Source organism: Shimia biformata (assembly GCF_016888515.1).
GTDB lineage: Bacteria > Pseudomonadota > Alphaproteobacteria > Rhodobacterales > Rhodobacteraceae > Shimia_A > Shimia_A biformata.
In genome coordinates this window covers 1798013-1813955 of sequence record NZ_JAFEJK010000001.1, presented here as the reverse complement: position 1 = coordinate 1813955, position 15943 = coordinate 1798013, and the positions used below count along the sequence as shown (strand labels likewise).

At 63.3% G+C, this 15943-nt stretch carries 20 protein-coding genes and 1 tRNA gene; 12 read left to right on the top strand and 9 right to left on the bottom strand.

Going from position 1 to position 15943, the window contains the following annotated elements; translation table 11 throughout:
• Window positions 1-37: 37 nt before the first annotated feature.
• The 4 genes from JQ863_RS08810 (at window position 38) to ptsP (ending at window position 4838) form a co-directional block, all read left to right on the top strand.
• A complete protein-coding gene (locus JQ863_RS08810) occupies window positions 38-487 on the top strand; it encodes a DUF1178 family protein (protein ID WP_204113916.1) in 450 nt (149 codons plus the stop codon).
• A gap of 11 nt (window positions 488-498) precedes the next feature.
• Complete coding sequence (locus tag JQ863_RS08805) at window positions 499-1143, top strand: SDR family oxidoreductase (RefSeq protein ID WP_204113915.1); 645 nt, start codon at window positions 499-501, stop codon at window positions 1141-1143.
• 148 nt (window positions 1144-1291) lie between these two features.
• Window positions 1292-2527, top strand: a complete 1236-nt coding sequence (locus JQ863_RS08800; protein ID WP_204113914.1) for an aspartate kinase — start codon at window positions 1292-1294, stop codon at window positions 2525-2527.
• A gap of 64 nt (window positions 2528-2591) precedes the next feature.
• Entirely contained in the window at window positions 2592-4838 is a 2247-nt protein-coding gene (gene ptsP, locus JQ863_RS08795) for a phosphoenolpyruvate--protein phosphotransferase (protein WP_204113913.1), read from the top strand.
• A 4-nt stretch (window positions 4839-4842) separates the two neighbouring features.
• Here ptsP and JQ863_RS08790 read toward each other — a convergent pair whose 3' ends face one another.
• Together JQ863_RS08790 and JQ863_RS08785 are read right to left on the bottom strand one after the other, a co-directional pair.
• The gene (locus JQ863_RS08790) at window positions 4843-5448 is read right to left on the bottom strand and encodes a flavin reductase family protein (RefSeq protein WP_204115109.1); all 606 of its coding nucleotides are present in this window, start codon (window positions 5446-5448) and stop codon (window positions 4843-4845) included.
• Between the two features lie 172 nt (window positions 5449-5620).
• Window positions 5621-5704 (bottom strand) — tRNA-Tyr (locus tag JQ863_RS08785).
• Window positions 5705-5840: 136 nt separating this feature from the next.
• Between JQ863_RS08785 and rlmB the strand changes: the two genes are divergently transcribed.
• Window positions 5841-6617 carry a 23S rRNA (guanosine(2251)-2'-O)-methyltransferase RlmB gene (gene rlmB / locus JQ863_RS08780; RefSeq protein WP_204113912.1) on the top strand — a complete coding sequence of 259 codons (777 nt, stop codon included), beginning with the start codon at window positions 5841-5843 and terminating at the stop codon, window positions 6615-6617.
• A gap of 3 nt (window positions 6618-6620) precedes the next feature.
• Here the strand turns inward: rlmB and JQ863_RS08775 are convergent, their stop codons facing one another.
• Window positions 6621-7448: a hypothetical protein gene (locus tag JQ863_RS08775; protein WP_204113911.1), complete on the bottom strand. Its 828-nt coding sequence runs from the start codon at window positions 7446-7448 to the stop codon at window positions 6621-6623.
• 271 nt (window positions 7449-7719) lie between these two features.
• On the opposite strand from JQ863_RS08775, the gene JQ863_RS08770 reads away from it, so the two are divergent.
• Window positions 7720-8187, top strand: a complete 468-nt coding sequence (locus JQ863_RS08770; RefSeq protein WP_204113910.1) for a CoA-binding protein — start codon at window positions 7720-7722, stop codon at window positions 8185-8187.
• 60 nt (window positions 8188-8247) lie between these two features.
• Here the strand turns inward: JQ863_RS08770 and JQ863_RS08765 are convergent, their stop codons facing one another.
• Window positions 8248-8634, bottom strand: a complete 387-nt coding sequence (locus JQ863_RS08765; RefSeq protein ID WP_204113909.1) for a DUF2147 domain-containing protein — start codon at window positions 8632-8634, stop codon at window positions 8248-8250.
• Between the two features lie 137 nt (window positions 8635-8771).
• Between JQ863_RS08765 and hisA the strand changes: the two genes are divergently transcribed.
• Genes hisA through JQ863_RS08745 form a run of 4 tightly spaced genes read left to right on the top strand, consistent with a single transcriptional unit; the run spans window position 8772 to window position 10828 of the window.
• Window positions 8772-9494, top strand: a complete 723-nt coding sequence (gene hisA, locus JQ863_RS08760; protein ID WP_204113908.1) for a 1-(5-phosphoribosyl)-5-[(5-phosphoribosylamino)methylideneamino]imidazole-4-carboxamide isomerase — start codon at window positions 8772-8774, stop codon at window positions 9492-9494.
• Window positions 9491-9754: a hypothetical protein gene (locus JQ863_RS08755; protein ID WP_204113907.1), complete on the top strand. Its 264-nt coding sequence runs from the start codon at window positions 9491-9493 to the stop codon at window positions 9752-9754. Before hisA ends, JQ863_RS08755 begins: the two co-directional genes overlap by 4 nt.
• 4 nt (window positions 9755-9758) lie before the next feature.
• The gene (gene hisF, locus JQ863_RS08750; RefSeq protein WP_204113906.1) at window positions 9759-10520 is read left to right on the top strand and encodes an imidazole glycerol phosphate synthase subunit HisF; all 762 of its coding nucleotides are present in this window, start codon (window positions 9759-9761) and stop codon (window positions 10518-10520) included.
• A complete protein-coding gene (locus JQ863_RS08745; protein WP_204113905.1) occupies window positions 10517-10828 on the top strand; it encodes a phosphoribosyl-ATP diphosphatase in 312 nt (103 codons plus the stop codon). The genes hisF and JQ863_RS08745 overlap by 4 nt, the downstream gene beginning before the upstream one ends.
• Before the next feature lie 186 nt (window positions 10829-11014).
• Here JQ863_RS08745 and hisH read toward each other — a convergent pair whose 3' ends face one another.
• Together hisH and JQ863_RS08735 are read right to left on the bottom strand one after the other, a co-directional pair.
• On the bottom strand, window positions 11015-11653 hold the full coding sequence (gene hisH, locus JQ863_RS08740; RefSeq protein ID WP_204113904.1) for an imidazole glycerol phosphate synthase subunit HisH: 639 nt from the start codon (window positions 11651-11653) through the stop codon (window positions 11015-11017).
• A gap of 57 nt (window positions 11654-11710) precedes the next feature.
• Window positions 11711-12322 carry a TetR/AcrR family transcriptional regulator gene (locus JQ863_RS08735; protein ID WP_204113903.1) on the bottom strand — a complete coding sequence of 204 codons (612 nt, stop codon included), beginning with the start codon at window positions 12320-12322 and terminating at the stop codon, window positions 11711-11713.
• Window positions 12323-12412: 90 nt separating this feature from the next.
• On the opposite strand from JQ863_RS08735, the gene JQ863_RS08730 reads away from it, so the two are divergent.
• Window positions 12413-13030 (top strand): DUF2306 domain-containing protein, encoded by a 618-nt coding sequence (locus JQ863_RS08730; protein ID WP_204113902.1) that lies wholly within the window; start codon window positions 12413-12415, stop codon window positions 13028-13030.
• Between the two features lie 2 nt (window positions 13031-13032).
• Here JQ863_RS08730 and JQ863_RS08725 read toward each other — a convergent pair whose 3' ends face one another.
• Together JQ863_RS08725 and hisB are read right to left on the bottom strand one after the other, a co-directional pair.
• Window positions 13033-13509 carry a GFA family protein gene (locus JQ863_RS08725; protein ID WP_204113901.1) on the bottom strand — a complete coding sequence of 159 codons (477 nt, stop codon included), beginning with the start codon at window positions 13507-13509 and terminating at the stop codon, window positions 13033-13035.
• Window positions 13510-13570: 61 nt separating this feature from the next.
• On the bottom strand, window positions 13571-14158 hold the full coding sequence (gene hisB, locus JQ863_RS08720) for an imidazoleglycerol-phosphate dehydratase HisB (RefSeq protein ID WP_204113900.1): 588 nt from the start codon (window positions 14156-14158) through the stop codon (window positions 13571-13573).
• A gap of 131 nt (window positions 14159-14289) precedes the next feature.
• Between hisB and JQ863_RS08715 the strand changes: the two genes are divergently transcribed.
• Complete coding sequence (locus tag JQ863_RS08715) at window positions 14290-14529, top strand: Lrp/AsnC family transcriptional regulator (protein WP_204113899.1); 240 nt, start codon at window positions 14290-14292, stop codon at window positions 14527-14529.
• 86 nt (window positions 14530-14615) lie between these two features.
• Here the strand turns inward: JQ863_RS08715 and guaD are convergent, their stop codons facing one another.
• The gene (guaD, locus tag JQ863_RS08710) at window positions 14616-15908 is read right to left on the bottom strand and encodes a guanine deaminase (protein WP_204113898.1); all 1293 of its coding nucleotides are present in this window, start codon (window positions 15906-15908) and stop codon (window positions 14616-14618) included.
• Between the last annotated feature and the right edge of the window lie 35 nt (window positions 15909-15943).

Genomic DNA, 15943 nt, shown 5'->3' with positions numbered 1-15943 from the left:
GATTATCTTTGTTCGACCAACAACCCGGACATGAGAGATGATCCGATTCACGCTGAAATGCGACAATGACCACCGGTTCGAAAGCTGGTTCAAATCCGGCGAGGCGTTTGACAAGCTGCACGCCGCCGGCATGGTCAGCTGCACCGATTGCGGATCCACCAGGGTCGAGAAATCGCTGATGGCGCCGCGCGTCCGCCCGGCACGAAACGCCGCCACGACGCCGGCTGCGGACAATCAACCGGACCGCCCGCTTTCGTCGCCCGAGACCGACGCCGAGGCGATGCTGGCCAAGCTGCGCCGCCACGTCGAGGAGAACTCGGACTATGTGGGCGACAAATTCGCATCCGAGGCGCGCTCGATGTATCTGGGTGAGACTCCGGCCCGCGCCATCCATGGCGAAGCCAAACCGGACGAGGCCAAGGCCCTGATCGAGGATGGCGTGCCCGTCGCGCCGCTTCCGTTCCGGCCAGCCCGCAAGAGCAACTGAAGGGACAGGCGATGCATGTGGTGATCACAGGCGCCAACCGGGGCATAGGTCAGGCGCTGGACGCCGCATTTCGTGCGCGCGGCGACGATGTGACCGGCACCGCGCGGCATGGCGGCGACGCCGTGCAACTGGACGTGACAGACCAAGCCCAGCAACAGGCCCTCGCCCGGAAACTGGACTGTGTTCCGGTCGACCTTCTGGTTTGCAACGCCGGGGTCTATCTCGACAAGGGACAGGGTCTGGCTGACGGGTTCGCGCCCGACCTCTGGACCCAGACCTTTGCGGTGAACGTGACCGGCGTGTTCCTGACCGTGCAGTCGCTCTTGCCCAACCTACAACTGTCTGCCGACCCCAAGATCGCGATCATCTCGTCCCAGATGGGATCGAACACCCGCGCGCCCGGCGGCTCCTATATCTATCGCGCCTCCAAGGCGGCGGCGCTCAATCTGGGCCGCAACCTGGCCTCGGACCTGCGCCAGATCGGAATCGCCGTCGGCATCTACCATCCCGGCTGGGTGCAGACCGACATGGGCGGCGGCGCGGCGGATATCACCGTCGAAGACAGCGCCGCCGGGTTGATCGACCGCTTCGAGGTGCTGTCGCTTGCCACAACGGGCTGTTTCGAAACCTGGGACGGCCGCCCCCACCCGCTCTGAGCCTTCTTTCTTGCCCAAATACTCATCCGGCGCGACCGTGCCGCCGGGCGTCCGGCGAAGGCTCTTTTCCCCTGCGACACCCGACCCCGCTTGCAACATCGTTGCGGGCGCATTAAACCGCGCGCAACAAAAGCGCCAAGGACAGACCATGCCCGTTCTCGTTATGAAATTCGGCGGCACTTCCGTCGCCAATCTCGATCGCATCCGCCGTGCCGCGAAACGTGTCGGAGTCGAGGTGGCCAAGGGCTATGACGTGATTGTCATCGTCTCGGCCATGTCGGGCAAGACCAATGAGCTGGTGGGCTGGGTTGACGAGATCTCGCCGCTTTATGACGCGCGGGAATATGACGCCGTCGTGTCGTCGGGCGAGAACGTGACCGCCGGGCTGATGGCGCTGACCCTGCAGGAAATGGACATCCCCGCCCGCAGTTGGCAGGGCTGGCAGGTGCCGGTCATGACCACCGACACCCATGCTGCCGCGCGGATCGAGGATATTCCGCCCGCGAACATCATGGCCAAGTTTGGTGAAGGCATGCGCGTCGCCGTGGTCGCCGGGTTCCAGGGGATCGGGCAGGATGGCCGTATCACCACGCTGGGACGGGGTGGATCGGACACGACCGCCGTGGCCTTTGCCGCCGCCTTCGACGCCGAGCGTTGCGACATCTATACCGATGTCGACGGCGTCTATACCACCGACCCGCGCATCACCGCCAAGGCGCGCAAGCTGGACAAGATCGCGTTCGAGGAAATGCTGGAACTGGCCTCGCTCGGGGCCAAGGTCCTGCAAACCCGCTCGGTCGAGCTGGCGATGCGCTACAAGGTCAAGCTGCGTGTCCTTTCGAGTTTTGAAGAACAGTCCGACGAAGCTGGTACGCTCGTCTGCGACGAGGAGGAAATCATGGAAAGCAATGTTGTTTCAGGCGTCGCCTATAGCCGCGATGAAGCCAAGATGACCCTTCTTTCGGTCGCCGACCGTCCGGGCATCGCATCGACGATTTTCGGCTGCCTCTCCGAGGCTGGCGTGAACGTGGACATGATCGTGCAGAACATCTCGGAAGAGGGCCGCACGGACATGACCTTCTCGCTGCCGATCGACCAGGTGAAACGGGCCGAGGCCGCGCTGACCGAGATCAAGGGCAAGGCGCTGAACTATGCCGAGCTGATCACCGATCCCGGCGTCTCGAAAGTGTCGGTCGTGGGCATCGGCATGCGCTCGCAATCCGGTGTCGCGGCCAAGATGTTCAAGGTTCTCAGCGACGAGGGCATCAACATCAAGGTCATCACCACCTCGGAAATCAAAATTTCCGTGCTGATTGACAGGAAATACATGGAACTTGCGGTGCAAGCCCTGCATGATGCCTTTGAACTGGAAAAGGCCGCCTGAGCGGACCTCTCGCGATTCCCTTTTCGCGGTTGGTTGGTAACGGGCGCGCAACCAACGGGATGAGATGGCAGAAAGACGCGACAGTGACAGCCGCATGCTTCTGGGTCGCCTGCGCGACGCCATGGCCGAGGATTCAGCAGGTCAGGCGCGGCTGAACAAGATCACCCACCTGATCGCCTCGTCCATGGGGACCGAGGTGTGTTCGATCTACCTGTTCCGGGACGAGGACACGCTTGAGCTTTGCGCGACCGAGGGTCTCAATCCCGAGGCCGTCCACCAGACCCGCATGCGGATTGGCGAAGGTCTGGTTGGCCGGGTGGCGCGCACCAAGCGTATCGTGAATACCGCTGACGCGCCTTCGGCCAAAGGCTTCCGCTACATGCCGGAAACCGGGGAAGAGATCTATTCCTCGTTCTGTGGCGTGCCCGTCCAGCGGCTGGGCGAAACACTGGGCGTTCTGGTCGTGCAATCGAAAAACAAGCGCGACTTTTCGGCAGATGAGGTCTATGCGCTGGAAGTCGTCGCCATGGTGCTGGCCGAAATGACCGAGCTTGGCGCCTTTGTCGGCGAAGGCGCGGCCCTGTCGGCGCGCCACCAGCAACCCGTGATGTTCCGGGGCAGCAGCGCGCAGGAAGGCGCCGCCGAGGGTCATGTCTGGCTGCACGAACCCCGCGTCGTGGTGTCGAACCCGGTGGCCGATGATCCCGAGGTTGAACTGACACGCCTCAATGACGCGGTCGAACAGCTGCGCGTGGGTGTCGACCAGATGCTGGCCGGGGCCGCCAATGGCGACAAGGATCAGCTTGAGGTGCTGGAAGCCTTCCGCATGTTTGCCAATTCCAAGGGCTGGATGCGGCGAATGGAGCAGGACATCCGCAATGGCCTGTCCGCCGAGGCCGCCGTCGAAAAGGAACAGTCCGCTGCCCGCACAAGGATGAGCCAGGTCACCGACGCCTATCTGCGCGACCGGCTGCATGACCTTGATGACCTGTCAAACCGTCTGCTGCGCATCCTGACCGGACAAGGCAAGGAAACCGGGGCCGACATGCCCGCCGATCCTATCCTTGTGGCCCGCAATATCGGCCCTGCCGAGTTGCTGGAATATGGCCGGTCCCTGAAGGGGATCATTTTGGAAGAGGGCTCGGTCGGCAGCCACGCTGCCATTGTCGCCCGCGCACTGGCGATCCCGCTGGTGATCCACGCCGAACGCATCACCACCGAAGCCCTGAACGGCGACCACGTGATGGTGGATGGCGATCAGGGCATCGTGCATCTGCGCCCCGAGGACAGCGTCGTCGCCGCCTTCCGCGACAAGATCGCCATGGCGACACAGGCGCAGGAACGCTATGCCTCGATCCGCGACAAGCCCGCGCTGACCAGGGACGGGATCGAGGTCAAGCTTTACATGAATGCCGGGCTGATGGCCGACCTGCCGTCGCTTGAGGGATCCGGGGCCGAAGGCGTTGGGCTGTTCCGCACCGAGTTGCAATTCCTGATCCGCAACCAGATGCCGAAACGGACCGAACTGGCCGCGCTTTACAGCCGCGTCATGGATGCCGCCAAGGACAAGCGCGTGGTGTTCCGCACGCTGGATATCGGCTCGGACAAGGTGTTGCCCTACATGACCCCGCAGGACGAGCCGAACCCGGCGCTTGGCTGGCGCGCGATCCGGGTGGGTCTGGACAAGCCGGGTGTTCTGCGGATGCAGCTTCAGGCGCTGTTGCGCGCTGCCAATGGCCGGCCTTTGACGGTGATGTTCCCGTTTATCGCGCAATATGACGAATACCGTCAGGCCAAGGCCGAGATGGACAAGGCGGTCGAACGCGAGCGCATCCTTGGCCACCCCCTGCCCGAGACGCTGGACGTCGGCGCGATGCTGGAAACCCCGTCGCTCGGATTCGCGCCGCAGAAGTTCTTTGAAGAGGTCGGCTTTCTGTCGATCGGCGGCAACGACCTGAAACAGTTCTTCTTTGCCGCCGACCGCGAAAACGAACGGGTCCGCCGCCGCTATGACACGTTGAATGTCAGCTTCCTGACCTTCCTCGAAGGCATCGTGAACCGCTGCAATTCAACCCGCACGCCGCTTTCCTTCTGCGGCGAGGACGCGGGACGCCCGATCGAGGCGCTGTGCCTTGCCGCAATGGGGTTGCGCAACCTGTCGATGCGTCCGGCGTCGATCGGTCCGGTCAAAAGCCTGCTGCGCCGGTCGAACCTGTCCGAGGTGCGGCAGGTCATCGTCGATGCGCGGGAACGCGGCGACCAGTCGGTGCGCCCCGCGATCATGGACTATCTGCGCAGCCAGCAGGCGTGAGCGATCAGTCGTCGGGCCGGGTCAGGGTAAAGACGTTCTCGACCACCGCGTAGTCGCGATAGCCGAGCCGCGACAGGGGCTGGAACGTGGTCACGTCGAACCGCCCGTCGCGCAGCGTGTCGGGGCGGATGTGAACCCCCGTTACCTCACCATGCACCACGAAATTCGCCTCTCCGGGCAGCTGCACGATCTGGGTCAGCTTGCACTCCAGCGATGCCGGTGCATCGGCGATGCGGGGGCAGGTGATGGTCTGGCACTCGGCCACGCTCAGCCCGGCGCGCGCAAACTCGTCCACGTCCTTGTCATAGGCCCCGGACGAGATGTTCATGGCATCGCGCGCCGACTGTTCGACGACATTGATGCAGAACACCCCGGTCTCGCGGATATTGGCCACCGAATCCTTGGTGCCGTCCTGATCCGGCTTGGCGCTGGTCGAGGCGAACATCACCTGCGGCGGCACATAGGCCGTCGCGTTGAAGAAGGAATAGGGCGCAAGGTTGCGCACCCCCTGCCCGTCCACCGTCGACACCCAGGCAATCGGGCGCGGCGTCACCAGCGCGTTGAACGGGTTGTGCGGGGGATTCGCCGGGTCCGCCTGATCGCCGAACATGGCCGGGCCGCGAAGGTCGGGGTCCAGAAGCTGATCTTGGGTGAGAAAGGGCATGGTGCGTCCTTAACCTGTTTATGGTTTCGGGCGAACCTAAGGTCTTTCACGCCGGGGTCAAGCCGCGCGCATGCACAGGTCTTGCGCGGGTCGTGTTGTTCTCTCGAAGGGGGGAAAGTGGTGGGCGACCCTGGAATCGAACCAGGCGTGCGTCTCCGCGAGGGAGTTACAGTCCCCTGCCACACCTTGCGGCCTGTCGCCCACTTTCCACGCGGGCAAGCCCGCGTCGTGAGGCGCTGTTTACGAACGCTTGGCGGGGGCGTCAACAAGAAAATCCCTTGCACCCGGACCAAGGGCGTCGCATTGCTGTCAGGAGATTTGGAACCGGGGTCGACGTGATGAAAAAGCCGAAGTGGGTGGTCGAGAAAGAACAGGCAAAAAAGGCCGCCGCAGCGGAAACCGTCTGGCTTTTCGGCCTGCATGCGGTGCGCGATGCGCTGATGAACCCGGCCCGCGAGAAGCTGCGCCTGATCCTGACCCGCAACGCCGCCGACAAGCTGGGCGATGCGGTGGCAGCAGCGGGAATCGAGCCCGAGATGGCCGACCCGCGCAAATTCCCCGCCCCGCTAGACCCGCAATCGGTGCATCAGGGGGCCGCGCTTGAGGTGAAGCCACTGAACTGGGGTCGGCTTGAGGACGTGGCAATGGGCGATGGCGACACCCCGCCGCGCCTTGTCCTGCTGGACCGTGTCACCGACCCGCATAACGTCGGCGCGATTCTGCGCTCGGCCGAAGTGTTCGGCGCGGGCGCGGTGATCGGCACCCGCCACCACTCCGCCCCCGAGACCGGCGCATTGGCCAAGACCGCCAGCGGCGCGCTTGAACGCCAACCCTATCTGCGTCTGACCAACCTCGCCGATACGATTCGCGAGTTGCAGGGCATGGGCTATCTGGTGCTGGGGCTGGATGGCGAGGCCGACCAGACCATCGAACAGGCGCTTGAAGGCCGCCGCGACCATGCCGTCGCGCTGGTTCTGGGGGCAGAGGGGCCGGGCCTGCGGCCCAAGACCAAGGAAACCTGCGACGCGCTGGTCAGGATCGACTTCGCCCGCGATTTCGGCTCGCTCAACGTGTCGAACGCCGCCGCCGTCGCGCTTTATGCCGCCCGGCCGTAACCGCTATTCGGGATCGTTGAGCCAGGGGATGAACCGCCCTTTGACCAGCCAACTGAACCCGAAGGCCCACAGCGCCACCGCCTCAAGCCAATAGGTCGCGTCGGCACTGTTCCATTTCGCCCGGCATACAGTATCGGGCTGGCACCAGAACTTGTTGACGGCAAGCCCGAGAATGGCGGCAAAGATCGCCAGCCCGCACAACACATAAATCGTGTTGCGCACCTTCTTGGTGGTGTGTTTGCCGCTCCAGACAAATGTCAATCGCTCGGGCTTTGGCTCTGCCCCGCTGCGCAGCGAGCGATGCGATTGGACGCGGGTAAAGACGAAGGTCGAGAATATGCCCAGTATGAGGAACATCACCGCGGCGCCAATGTTGTGCAGATTTCTGACCAGCGTGTTCTCGATCCCGAAGGCGGCCCAGAGGTCATAGCTTGGTCCCCCTGCCGCGTCGACAAACACCCTGGGCGGCGCCGCCGTCACCGGACAGCCGGGGTCCGAGGTCGGCGCGAAGGCAATGACCAGCGCAGCCAGCCCCGCCAGCCTCAGCGCATGCCAATGCCATTTGGTGAAGGTGCGGTAGCCGTCGGGCCGGGGCGCGGCCGGGTGGAAGAACAACAGCAGAATCGTGCCGATCAGAATGAGCGCCCCAGTGAAGACGTCCCCGCCGATCGCGGCATAATAATTATGGCTTATCGAATCCTGGACACATCCCCCGGTAAGCTTTGCCACCGCCATCAGCGCAAATGGAAGCCCCAGCGCAATCAGCCCAACGACACCGTTCACGTTGCGCAGAGAGATGGCGATGGGCAGGTCATCAGGACGGGACGGCATGGCGATCTCCTTTCGTGTGTGCCGGACCACTCTAGCACAACCAAAAGGATCATCAGCGCAAGATTCCGCGCCCGATGCCGGCCTTTGTTTACATTTCGTTCACAGCTTTTTGACAGGCTCTTTAAAACGGGAACTGATGCCCTATCTCTAGTTTACGAAGCGCGGGACCGGAACTCTTGCGCTTCACTTCACTGTCCCTCGTTCCGTGACTCGCGCCCAAGTTTTTCTTGGGCGCTTTTTTCTTCGTGTCACTCGGGCTAGCGTCGTCCGCATGACTTATTCCGACGACCATCTGAAATCGATTCTGAAACGCACCAAGGTGATCGCCGTGGTGGGCGTGTCGATGAACCCGGTGCGGCCCAGCTATTACGTGGCGCGTTATCTTGGGCTGAAAGGCTATACCGTTATCCCGGTGAACCCCGGTCACGCGGGCGCCACCCTGTTTGGACAGACCGTCCGCGCCTGCCTGAAGGACATCCCGGAACCCGTTGACATGGTGGATATTTTCCGCCGTTCCGACGCCGTACCGCCGATCGTGGACGAGGCGCTGGAATGTTTCCCCAATCTCAAGACCATCTGGATGCAGATCGGCGTCGAACACGCGCAGGCCGCAGCCAAGGCAGAAGCACGCGGCATCGACGTGATCCAGAACCGCTGTCCCAAGATCGAGTATCAGCGGCTGTTTGGCGAATTGCGCATGGGCGGGTTCGCCACGGGTGTGATCTCGTCCAAGCTCTGACACGGAAAACCCCGCCGCGCGGTTGCGCGACGGGGTCAATTTCAATTCAAGGTCAATGGCTTACTTGACGCGCGTCCAGTTCTGTGACGAACACAAGAGGCCCCCGGCAACACAGCCTTTCAGCTTCAGCTTGTCGCCGCTGACATCCATCTTGCCGACATAGATCTTGTCATTCGACGGGCGCCAGACCTCGCCCTTGTAATGGCCGTTGCCTTCGGGCGACATGCCCAGCACAAGGTCCTTGCCGATGTTCTTGGACTTGTATTCACCATTTGCATCGAAGGTTCGGATCATCTTGCCGCAGATCTTCGCCCCGCATTGCCGCATTTCGACATGGGCGTAAGAGCCGTCATCGACCTCGGTCTTCCAGATACCCAATGCGGGATCCGCCATCGAGACGCCCGCGCTCAGGATCAGCCCGGCGGCGGCCAGAACCAGTTTCTTCATGTGATGTGCCCTCCCTTGGCATTTGCCAAAAACTTTGTGCCAGCACCGGATTCCAATCAACCCTAACTTGGGGTCACGTTGCATTTCCGGCGAACCCATGCCAAAGGTCGCGGGGACAAATTCAGGAACGAAAACAGATGATCCTCTACCCCGCAATCGACCTCAAGGATGGCAACGCGGTGCGGCTTGTCCATGGCGACATGGCGCAGGAAACCGTGTTCAACGAAAACCCGGCGGCGCAGGCGCTGGAGTTTGTGAAAGCGGGCTGTGAGTGGCTGCATCTGGTCGATCTCAATGGCGCCTTTGCCGGAGAGCCGGTGAACGCCGCCCCGGTCGAGGCGATCCTTGAACAGACCAAAGTGCCAGCGCAGCTGGGCGGCGGTATCCGCGACATGGCCACCATTGCACGCTGGATCGACAAGGGGCTGGCGCGGGTGATCCTGGGCACGGTTGCGGTCGAAAACCCCGACCTCGTGCGCGAGGCCGCAAAGGAATTCCCCGGCAAGGTTGCCGTCGGCATCGACGCGCGCGGTGGCAGGGTCGCGACCAAGGGCTGGGCCACGGAAACCGATGTCGACGCCACCGAACTGGCGAAATCCTTCGAGGACGCAGGCGTCGCGGCGATCATCTATACCGACATCAACCGCGATGGCGCGATGAAAGGCCCGAACGTCGAGGCGACGGCGGCTCTGGCCAATGCGGTGTCGATCCCGGTGATCGCGTCTGGCGGCGTGTCGTCGCTGGATGACCTGCGCGCGCTCAAATCCTGCGGCGCGCAATTGAACGGTGCGATTTCCGGCCGCGCGCTTTATGATGGCGCCATTGACCTGAAAGAGGCCTTGGCGGTGATGAAAGCATGAGACGGCTGCAGAAGGTTCTGGCCTGGATACTGCTGGTCATCGGCCTTCTGCCTGCGCTTGCGCTTTTGTTTTCCTGGGGCACGGTCGAGGTGATGGGCTGTATGCATGTCTCGGCCGAGGGCTGCGCGCTGAAGGGGACCACGTTTGAGATCGTGATCGTGGGCCTTGTCTTCTTTGCCGGTTACTTTGCCTATTCCTGGCCGCTCGCGGCTGTTGGCGCGCTGTGGCTTCTGTTCATGCGTCGCCTCAAGAAAGCCTGACAAGATGTTGAAAACACGCCTTATTCCCTGTCTGGACGTTGCCGATGGCCGCGTCGTCAAAGGGGTGAATTTCGTCGGCCTGCGCGATGCGGGCGACCCGGTGGAAGCGGCCCGCGCCTATGACGCGGCGGGCGCGGACGAGATCTGTTTCCTCGATATCCACGCCACCCACGACAACCGCGGTGTGATGATCGACATGGTGCAGCGCTGCGCCGAGCAATGTTTCGTGCCGCTGACCGTTGGCGGCGGGGTGCGCACGGTGGCGGACGTGCGTCGTCTGCTTCTGGCCGGGGCGGACAAGGTGTCGTTCAACTCGGCCGCGGTCGCCAATCCCGACGTGGTCGCCGAAGCCGCCGCGCAGTTCGGTAGCCAGTGTATTGTCGTGGCCATCGACGCCAAGACGGTGTCTCCGGGCAAGTGGGAGATCTTTACCCATGGCGGCCGCAAACCGACCGGCATCGACGCCGTCGAATTTGCCAGGCTGGTGGTCGAAAAAGGCGCGGGCGAGATCCTTTTGACCTCGATGGACCGCGACGGCACCAAGGCCGGGTTCAACCTGCCGCTGACACGGGCGATTTCCGATGCGGTGGACGTGCCGGTGATTGCCTCCGGCGGCGTCGGCACGCTGGACCACCTTGTCGAAGGCGTCACCAAGGGCGGCGCGTCGGCGGTTCTGGCCGCGTCGATCTTCCATTTTGGCGAGTTCACCATAGCCGAGGCCAAGGCCCATATGGTCGCCGCCGGTATCCCGATGAGGCTGACATGAGCATCCTGCACGACCTAGCCGCCACGATTGCCCAGCGCGCCGATGCCGACCCGGAAGCGAGCTGGACCGCGAAACTGCTGGCGAAAGGCCCCGAGAAATGCGCCGAGAAGTTCGGCGAAGAGGCGGTCGAAGCCATTATCGAAGCGGTGAAGAATGACCGCGAGGGGCTGATCTCGGAATCGGCGGATGTTCTGTTTCACCTGCTGGTCATGCTGCAATCGCGCGGCGTGACGCTGTCCGAGGTCGAAGCGGAACTGGCGCGGCGCGAAGGCACCAGCGGCATCGCGGAAAAGGCCAGCCGCGGCTGAGTCAGCACACAGGTCGCGCCCGGCCCCGAGGGTGGGCGCCTAGCAATGCGCGACAAGGGTCGGTGTGTATGACAACCTTCCAACTGACTGAAACGTAACATCAAATCGCGCCCGCCCTGGGGGCGGGGTCGGGCGCGACCCGGATCGCAGGGCGATCCGGGGAAACCTATTTGAACTGGTTGCGCCTCAAGGCGTCCAGCGCAGGAAGTTACCGATCATGCGCAGGCCCACGTCCTGGCTTTTCTCAGGGTGGAATTGCATGCCCAGCATCGTGTCACGCCCGATGATCGCGGTGACATCGCCGCCATAGTCGACATGGGCAATCCGGTCATCGGCCTTGGCGACGTGGAACTGGTAGGAATGCACGAAATAGGTGTGGTCCCCGGTTGAAACCCCCTCAAGAACCGGGTGGGCGCGTTCGACCACAAGGTCGTTCCAGCCCATGTGCGGCACTTTCAGCGTCTTGTCGGCGGGGGTGATCCGCTCGACATCGCCTGCGACCCAGCCCAGACCGGGGGTTTCCTCGTATTCGTGGCCCGTGGTCGCCATCAGCTGCATGCCGACGCAGATGCCAAGGAAGGGACGGCCCTTCTGCTCGACCGCCTCGACCATGGCGTCGTAAATCCCCTTGTGGCCGCGCAGTTCGGCGGCGCAGGCGGGAAACGCGCCGTCACCGGGCAGGACCAGACGGTCGGCCCGCGCCACGGTCTCGGCATCCGAGGTGACCACGACCTCGCCCGCGTCGACCTCGCGCGCCATGCGCTGAAACGCCTTCTCAGCCGAGTGCAGGTTGCCGGATTCATAGTCGATAATGGCTGTCAGCATGGCCTTGGTCCCGTCGTTTCGGCTTTGCCCTTCACCTGACGGGAAAGCCGCGCAAGGTCAAGTCACTGTCGTGTCCCCAACCCGGTCGAGCAGCGCCATGACCTGTTCGAACGGGCCATCCTCGATCCGTTCCGGCGCCAAACAGCCCAGCCGCCCCGAGACGAACAACAGCGTGTAGCCGTGGATCAGCGACCAGACCTGAAACTCGATCACCTCGGGCTGGGTGCCTTCGGGGACGAAAGGGGCGCAGGCGTCGCGCAGGATCATGTAAGACGCCGCATCCTCGGGCCCGTTGCCCTCCTGAAGGATGTCTTCGGCGGGAACCCCGAACATGGTCTCCAAAAGCCCGCGATGCTTCAGACCGAACTCAAGATAGCCCCGGCAGATACCCCGCAGCCGGGCGCGCGGGCTGTCGCCTTCGGCCTTGGCCGCCGCCGTCATGCTGGCGGCGAATCTGTCGAAAGCCTCTTGCGCAATCGCCGTGCGCAGCCCGGCCAACCCATCGAAATGGTGCGCCGGCGCCGCGTGCGAAACCCCGGCGCGGGCGGCGCATTTGCGCAATGTCAGCGCATCCAGCCCGCCCTCTTCCAGCAGAGAAATCCCAGCCTCTATCAAAGCGTTACGCAGGTCGCCGTGGTGGTGGCGGGGGATGGTTGTCTGATCGGTCATTGAGGCAGATTAGCGTCAAACTTGACAGTGTCAAGAATCACGCTATCGTCGAGACAACTTTACACTGTCAAGTTTGCTTTGGAGATTGTCATGCCCCGTTACACACGCCTCTCATCCTTCCTGTTCTGGTTTCTCTGCCTTGGTGTCGCGCTGGCCTCGTTCCGGTTTCTGGCCGGTGGGGTCGAGGTTGTGATGAACCATGTCGCCTATCACGCCACGGAACGGACCGTGGCGTTTTTCGCCCATGTCATCCTTGGATCGCTGGCGCTGATGCTTCTGCCGTTCCAGTTCAACCGGACGCTGCGCAGCCGGCGCCCTGCCCTGCACCGCTGGATGGGGCGCGCCTATGGGCTGGCGATCCTTCTGGCGGGGATCGGGGGCGGGTTGATGGCGCTCAACACCACTGCCGGACCTATGGCCGCCTGGGGGTTTGGCCTTCTGGCCCCGGCGTGGATCGTCACCACCGCCGTTGCGATCTGGTACGCGATGCGCGGCGAAATCGTCCAGCACCGGCGCTGGATCATCCGGTCGGCGGCGCTGACCTTTGCCGCCGTCACGCTGCGGCTGGAACTGCCCCTGCTGGCGGTCACGGTGGGGATCGAGACCGGCTATCCCATCGTGGCGTGGCTGTGCTGGGTGCCGAACATGATCTGGGCCGAATGGTATCTGGGGCGCGCAAAAAGGCGGCCCACCGCGCTGCCCGCGTAAGGTCAGCGGATATGCAGGATCTCGTCGAAAACCTCGGGATCGAGGGGCGTGCCGTCGGGGGTGGCGGCATGTTCCCGGAACACCTTGAACCCGGACGGCACAAGGGTGCCGCGCGCGGCGCTGTCGAGAAAGATGAACTTGCTGTTCCCGGGTGAGAACTCGAACCAGCCGGGATCGTCGAATGTGCCTGCATAGACACCCAGACGGTCAGGCCAGCGTTCAAAGGTCAGGTGGGTCTTGGTGCCGCAGGTGGCGCAGAAATGGACCTGGACCTCTTTGCCGCTGCCGCCCGAGATATGCACGTAGCGGGTTGGCGTCCCTTCGGTGATCTCGAAGGCGTCAATGTCGAAGATCGGCTCGACCATGCCCTGCGCGCCGGTCGCGCGCTGGCAGAAGTGACAGAAACAGGCCGTGACCCACAAGGGTTGGGTCGTGACCCGATAACGCAGCTTACCGCATAGGCATCCGCCATCCTGCATGACCATCCCGCACCGCCTTTCCGTCGACAGAATACGGGACGATCATAACACAATTTAGCGCCTAAAGCGCGCCTTTGGTCGAGGGGATGGCATCGGACTTGCGCGGATCGGTCTCGACTGCCTCGCGCAGCGCCCGCGCCACCGCCTTGAAGGTGGCCTCGGCGATGTGGTGGCTGTTGAACCCGTGGATCTGGTCCACGTGCAGCGTGATGCCGCCGTGGGTCGCGAATCCCTGAAAGAACTCGCGCACCAGTTCGGTGTCGAATGTGCCGATCTTGGGGGTCGGCATCTCGACGTTCCAGATCAGGTAGGGCCGCGCCGAAAGATCGAGCGCCGCGCGCACCTGCGTGTCATCCATCGGCAAATGGCACGAGGCATAGCGGCGGATGCCCTTCTTGTCGCCCAGCGCCTGCGTCAGCGCCTGTCCCAGCGCGATGCCCACGTCCTCGACCGTGTGGTGATCGTCGATGTGATAGTCGCCCTTGGCCCGCACCGTCATGTCGATCAGCGAGTGGCGCGACAGCTGGTCCAGCATGTGGTCGAAGAACCCGACCCCGGTCTGGTTGTCATACGTCCCGCTGCCATCGAGGTTGATCTCGACGGTGATCTGGGTTTCCGCGGTGTTGCGGCTGACGGTGGCTGTCCGCATTGTGCTTGTCCTTCAGGGTCTTGTCGCGCGTGTTATAGGTTCCGCCGCCGCGAAGGGGAAGCGATACGTTTCGGGATTGTGCGCCCCGTGCCAAATGTGCCAGCCTGTGGCCGAACCGACATGAGGGCCCCATGACCACCTGCGTCTTTATCCAGATCCGCTGCAAACCCGGCACCACCTACCGCGTCGCCGAGGAAATCGCGCTGAAGGAAATCCATTCCGAGCTTTACTCGACCAGTGGCGAATACGACCTGTTGATGAAGCTCTATATTCCCGGTGACGCGGATGTCGGCAAATACATCAACGAAAAGCTGCTTGATATTCCCGAGATCGAGCGCACGCTGACCACGATGACGTTCAAGGCGTTCTGAGGGCAAGGCGTTCTGAGGGCATGGCGATCTGAGGGCCGCGACGGAGGAACGCCTCCGGCGGGAGTATTTGGGCAAGAAAGAAGCGGTCAGGGATCGGGGGATCCGTTGATCCAGGTCGCGGCGATGGCGCGGTCGTCGCCCATGATGATGGTGGGAAAAAGCGCCTCCCAGATCGTGTCGGCCTGCGCCGCCCGCTGCGCGATATCCGGGGTCGAGGCAAGGTCCACCACCACGATGTCAGCCTCCATGCCCGGTGCAAGATTGCCGATCCTGTCGCCCATGTGCAGGGTTTGCGCCGAGCCTTGCGTCGCCAGCCACCACAGCTGCGCGGGATGCAATGCGTCATGGCGCAGCTGGGCGACCTCATAGGCCGCCGCCATCGTGCGCAGCATCGAAAAGGACGAGCCGCCGCCGGTGTCGCTGGCCAGCCCGACGCGCTGCCCTGCCTGTTTCAGCCCGGCCATGTCAAACAGTCCCGAACCGATGAACATGTTTGAGGTCGGGCAATGGATCAGCGCCGCGCCGACATCTTTCAGCCGCTCCTTTTCACGCGGTTCGAGATGGATCGCGTGGCCATAAAGACCACGTTCCCCCAGAAGCCCGTGCGCCTCGTAGGTGTCGAGATAGTCGCGGGCCTCCGGGTAAAGGTCGCGCACCCATGCGATTTCGTCGGTCTGTTCGCTGAGATGGGTCTGCATCAGGCAATCGGGATGCTCGGCCCAGAGCGCCCCCAGCGCCGCCAGCTGGTCCGGCGTCGAGGTGGGTGAAAAGCGCGGCGTGATGGCATAGGTCAGCCGGCCCTGCCCGTGCCAGCGGCCAATCAGCGCCTTGCTGTCGTCATAGGCGGTCTGCGCGCTGTCGCGCAGGCCCTCGGGCGCGTTCCTGTCCATGCAAGTCTTGCCCGCGACAACCCGCTGCCCGCGCCGCAGAGCCTCGGAAAAGAAGGCATCCACCGACGCGGGGTGGATGGTGCAGTAGCTGGCCATGGTGGTGACGCCATGGGCGCGGGTCAGGTCGAAATAGCGCCGCGCGATCGTGGCGGCATAGTCGGGGTCATCAAACCGCATCTCTTCGGGGAAGGTATAGGTGTTCAGCCAGTCGATCAGCCGCTTGCCCCAACTGGCGATGATCGCGGTCTGGGGATAGTGGACATGGGCGTCGACAAATCCGGCCGAAATCAGCCCGTCGCCGTAATCGACCACCCGCGCGCCGGGATGGGCCGTCTTCAGGTCGTCGCCCTCGCCGGTGGCGATGATTCGCCCGCCTTCGATCAGCACCCCGCCGCGGGACCGGTGAATCGCGGCCCTCTCTACAGGCTGAAGGAACGGATCGCCTTGAAAGCTCAGGGTCTGTCCTAGCAAAAGCGTCTGGTCGGTCATGGTTCCTCCTGTCGGGGTCACGTTATCCCCCGGGA

Excerpts from the sequence above, each read along its gene's own strand:
- JQ863_RS08810 (WP_204113916.1), top strand. The coding sequence starts at position 38 with ATGATCCGATTCACGCTGAAATGCGACAATGACCACCGGTTCGAAAGC.
- JQ863_RS08805 (WP_204113915.1), top strand. The coding sequence starts at position 499 with ATGCATGTGGTGATCACAGGCGCCAACCGGGGCATAGGTCAGGCGCTG.
- JQ863_RS08800 (WP_204113914.1), top strand. The coding sequence starts at position 1,292 with ATGCCCGTTCTCGTTATGAAATTCGGCGGCACTTCCGTCGCCAATCTC.
- ptsP (WP_204113913.1), top strand. The coding sequence starts at position 2,592 with ATGGCAGAAAGACGCGACAGTGACAGCCGCATGCTTCTGGGTCGCCTG.
- JQ863_RS08790 (WP_204115109.1), bottom strand. The coding sequence starts at position 5,448 with ATGTTCGGCGATCAGGCGGACCCGGCGAATCCCCCGCACAACCCGTTC.
- rlmB (WP_204113912.1), top strand. The coding sequence starts at position 5,841 with ATGAAAAAGCCGAAGTGGGTGGTCGAGAAAGAACAGGCAAAAAAGGCC.
- JQ863_RS08775 (WP_204113911.1), bottom strand. The coding sequence starts at position 7,448 with ATGCCGTCCCGTCCTGATGACCTGCCCATCGCCATCTCTCTGCGCAAC.
- JQ863_RS08770 (WP_204113910.1), top strand. The coding sequence starts at position 7,720 with ATGACTTATTCCGACGACCATCTGAAATCGATTCTGAAACGCACCAAG.
- JQ863_RS08765 (WP_204113909.1), bottom strand. The coding sequence starts at position 8,634 with ATGAAGAAACTGGTTCTGGCCGCCGCCGGGCTGATCCTGAGCGCGGGC.
- hisA (WP_204113908.1), top strand. The coding sequence starts at position 8,772 with ATGATCCTCTACCCCGCAATCGACCTCAAGGATGGCAACGCGGTGCGG.
- JQ863_RS08755 (WP_204113907.1), top strand. The coding sequence starts at position 9,491 with ATGAGACGGCTGCAGAAGGTTCTGGCCTGGATACTGCTGGTCATCGGC.
- hisF (WP_204113906.1), top strand. The coding sequence starts at position 9,759 with ATGTTGAAAACACGCCTTATTCCCTGTCTGGACGTTGCCGATGGCCGC.
- JQ863_RS08745 (WP_204113905.1), top strand. The coding sequence starts at position 10,517 with ATGAGCATCCTGCACGACCTAGCCGCCACGATTGCCCAGCGCGCCGAT.
- hisH (WP_204113904.1), bottom strand. The coding sequence starts at position 11,653 with ATGCTGACAGCCATTATCGACTATGAATCCGGCAACCTGCACTCGGCT.
- JQ863_RS08735 (WP_204113903.1), bottom strand. The coding sequence starts at position 12,322 with ATGACCGATCAGACAACCATCCCCCGCCACCACCACGGCGACCTGCGT.
- JQ863_RS08730 (WP_204113902.1), top strand. The coding sequence starts at position 12,413 with ATGCCCCGTTACACACGCCTCTCATCCTTCCTGTTCTGGTTTCTCTGC.
- JQ863_RS08725 (WP_204113901.1), bottom strand. The coding sequence starts at position 13,509 with ATGCAGGATGGCGGATGCCTATGCGGTAAGCTGCGTTATCGGGTCACG.
- hisB (WP_204113900.1), bottom strand. The coding sequence starts at position 14,158 with ATGCGGACAGCCACCGTCAGCCGCAACACCGCGGAAACCCAGATCACC.
- JQ863_RS08715 (WP_204113899.1), top strand. The coding sequence starts at position 14,290 with ATGACCACCTGCGTCTTTATCCAGATCCGCTGCAAACCCGGCACCACC.
- guaD (WP_204113898.1), bottom strand. The coding sequence starts at position 15,908 with ATGACCGACCAGACGCTTTTGCTAGGACAGACCCTGAGCTTTCAAGGC.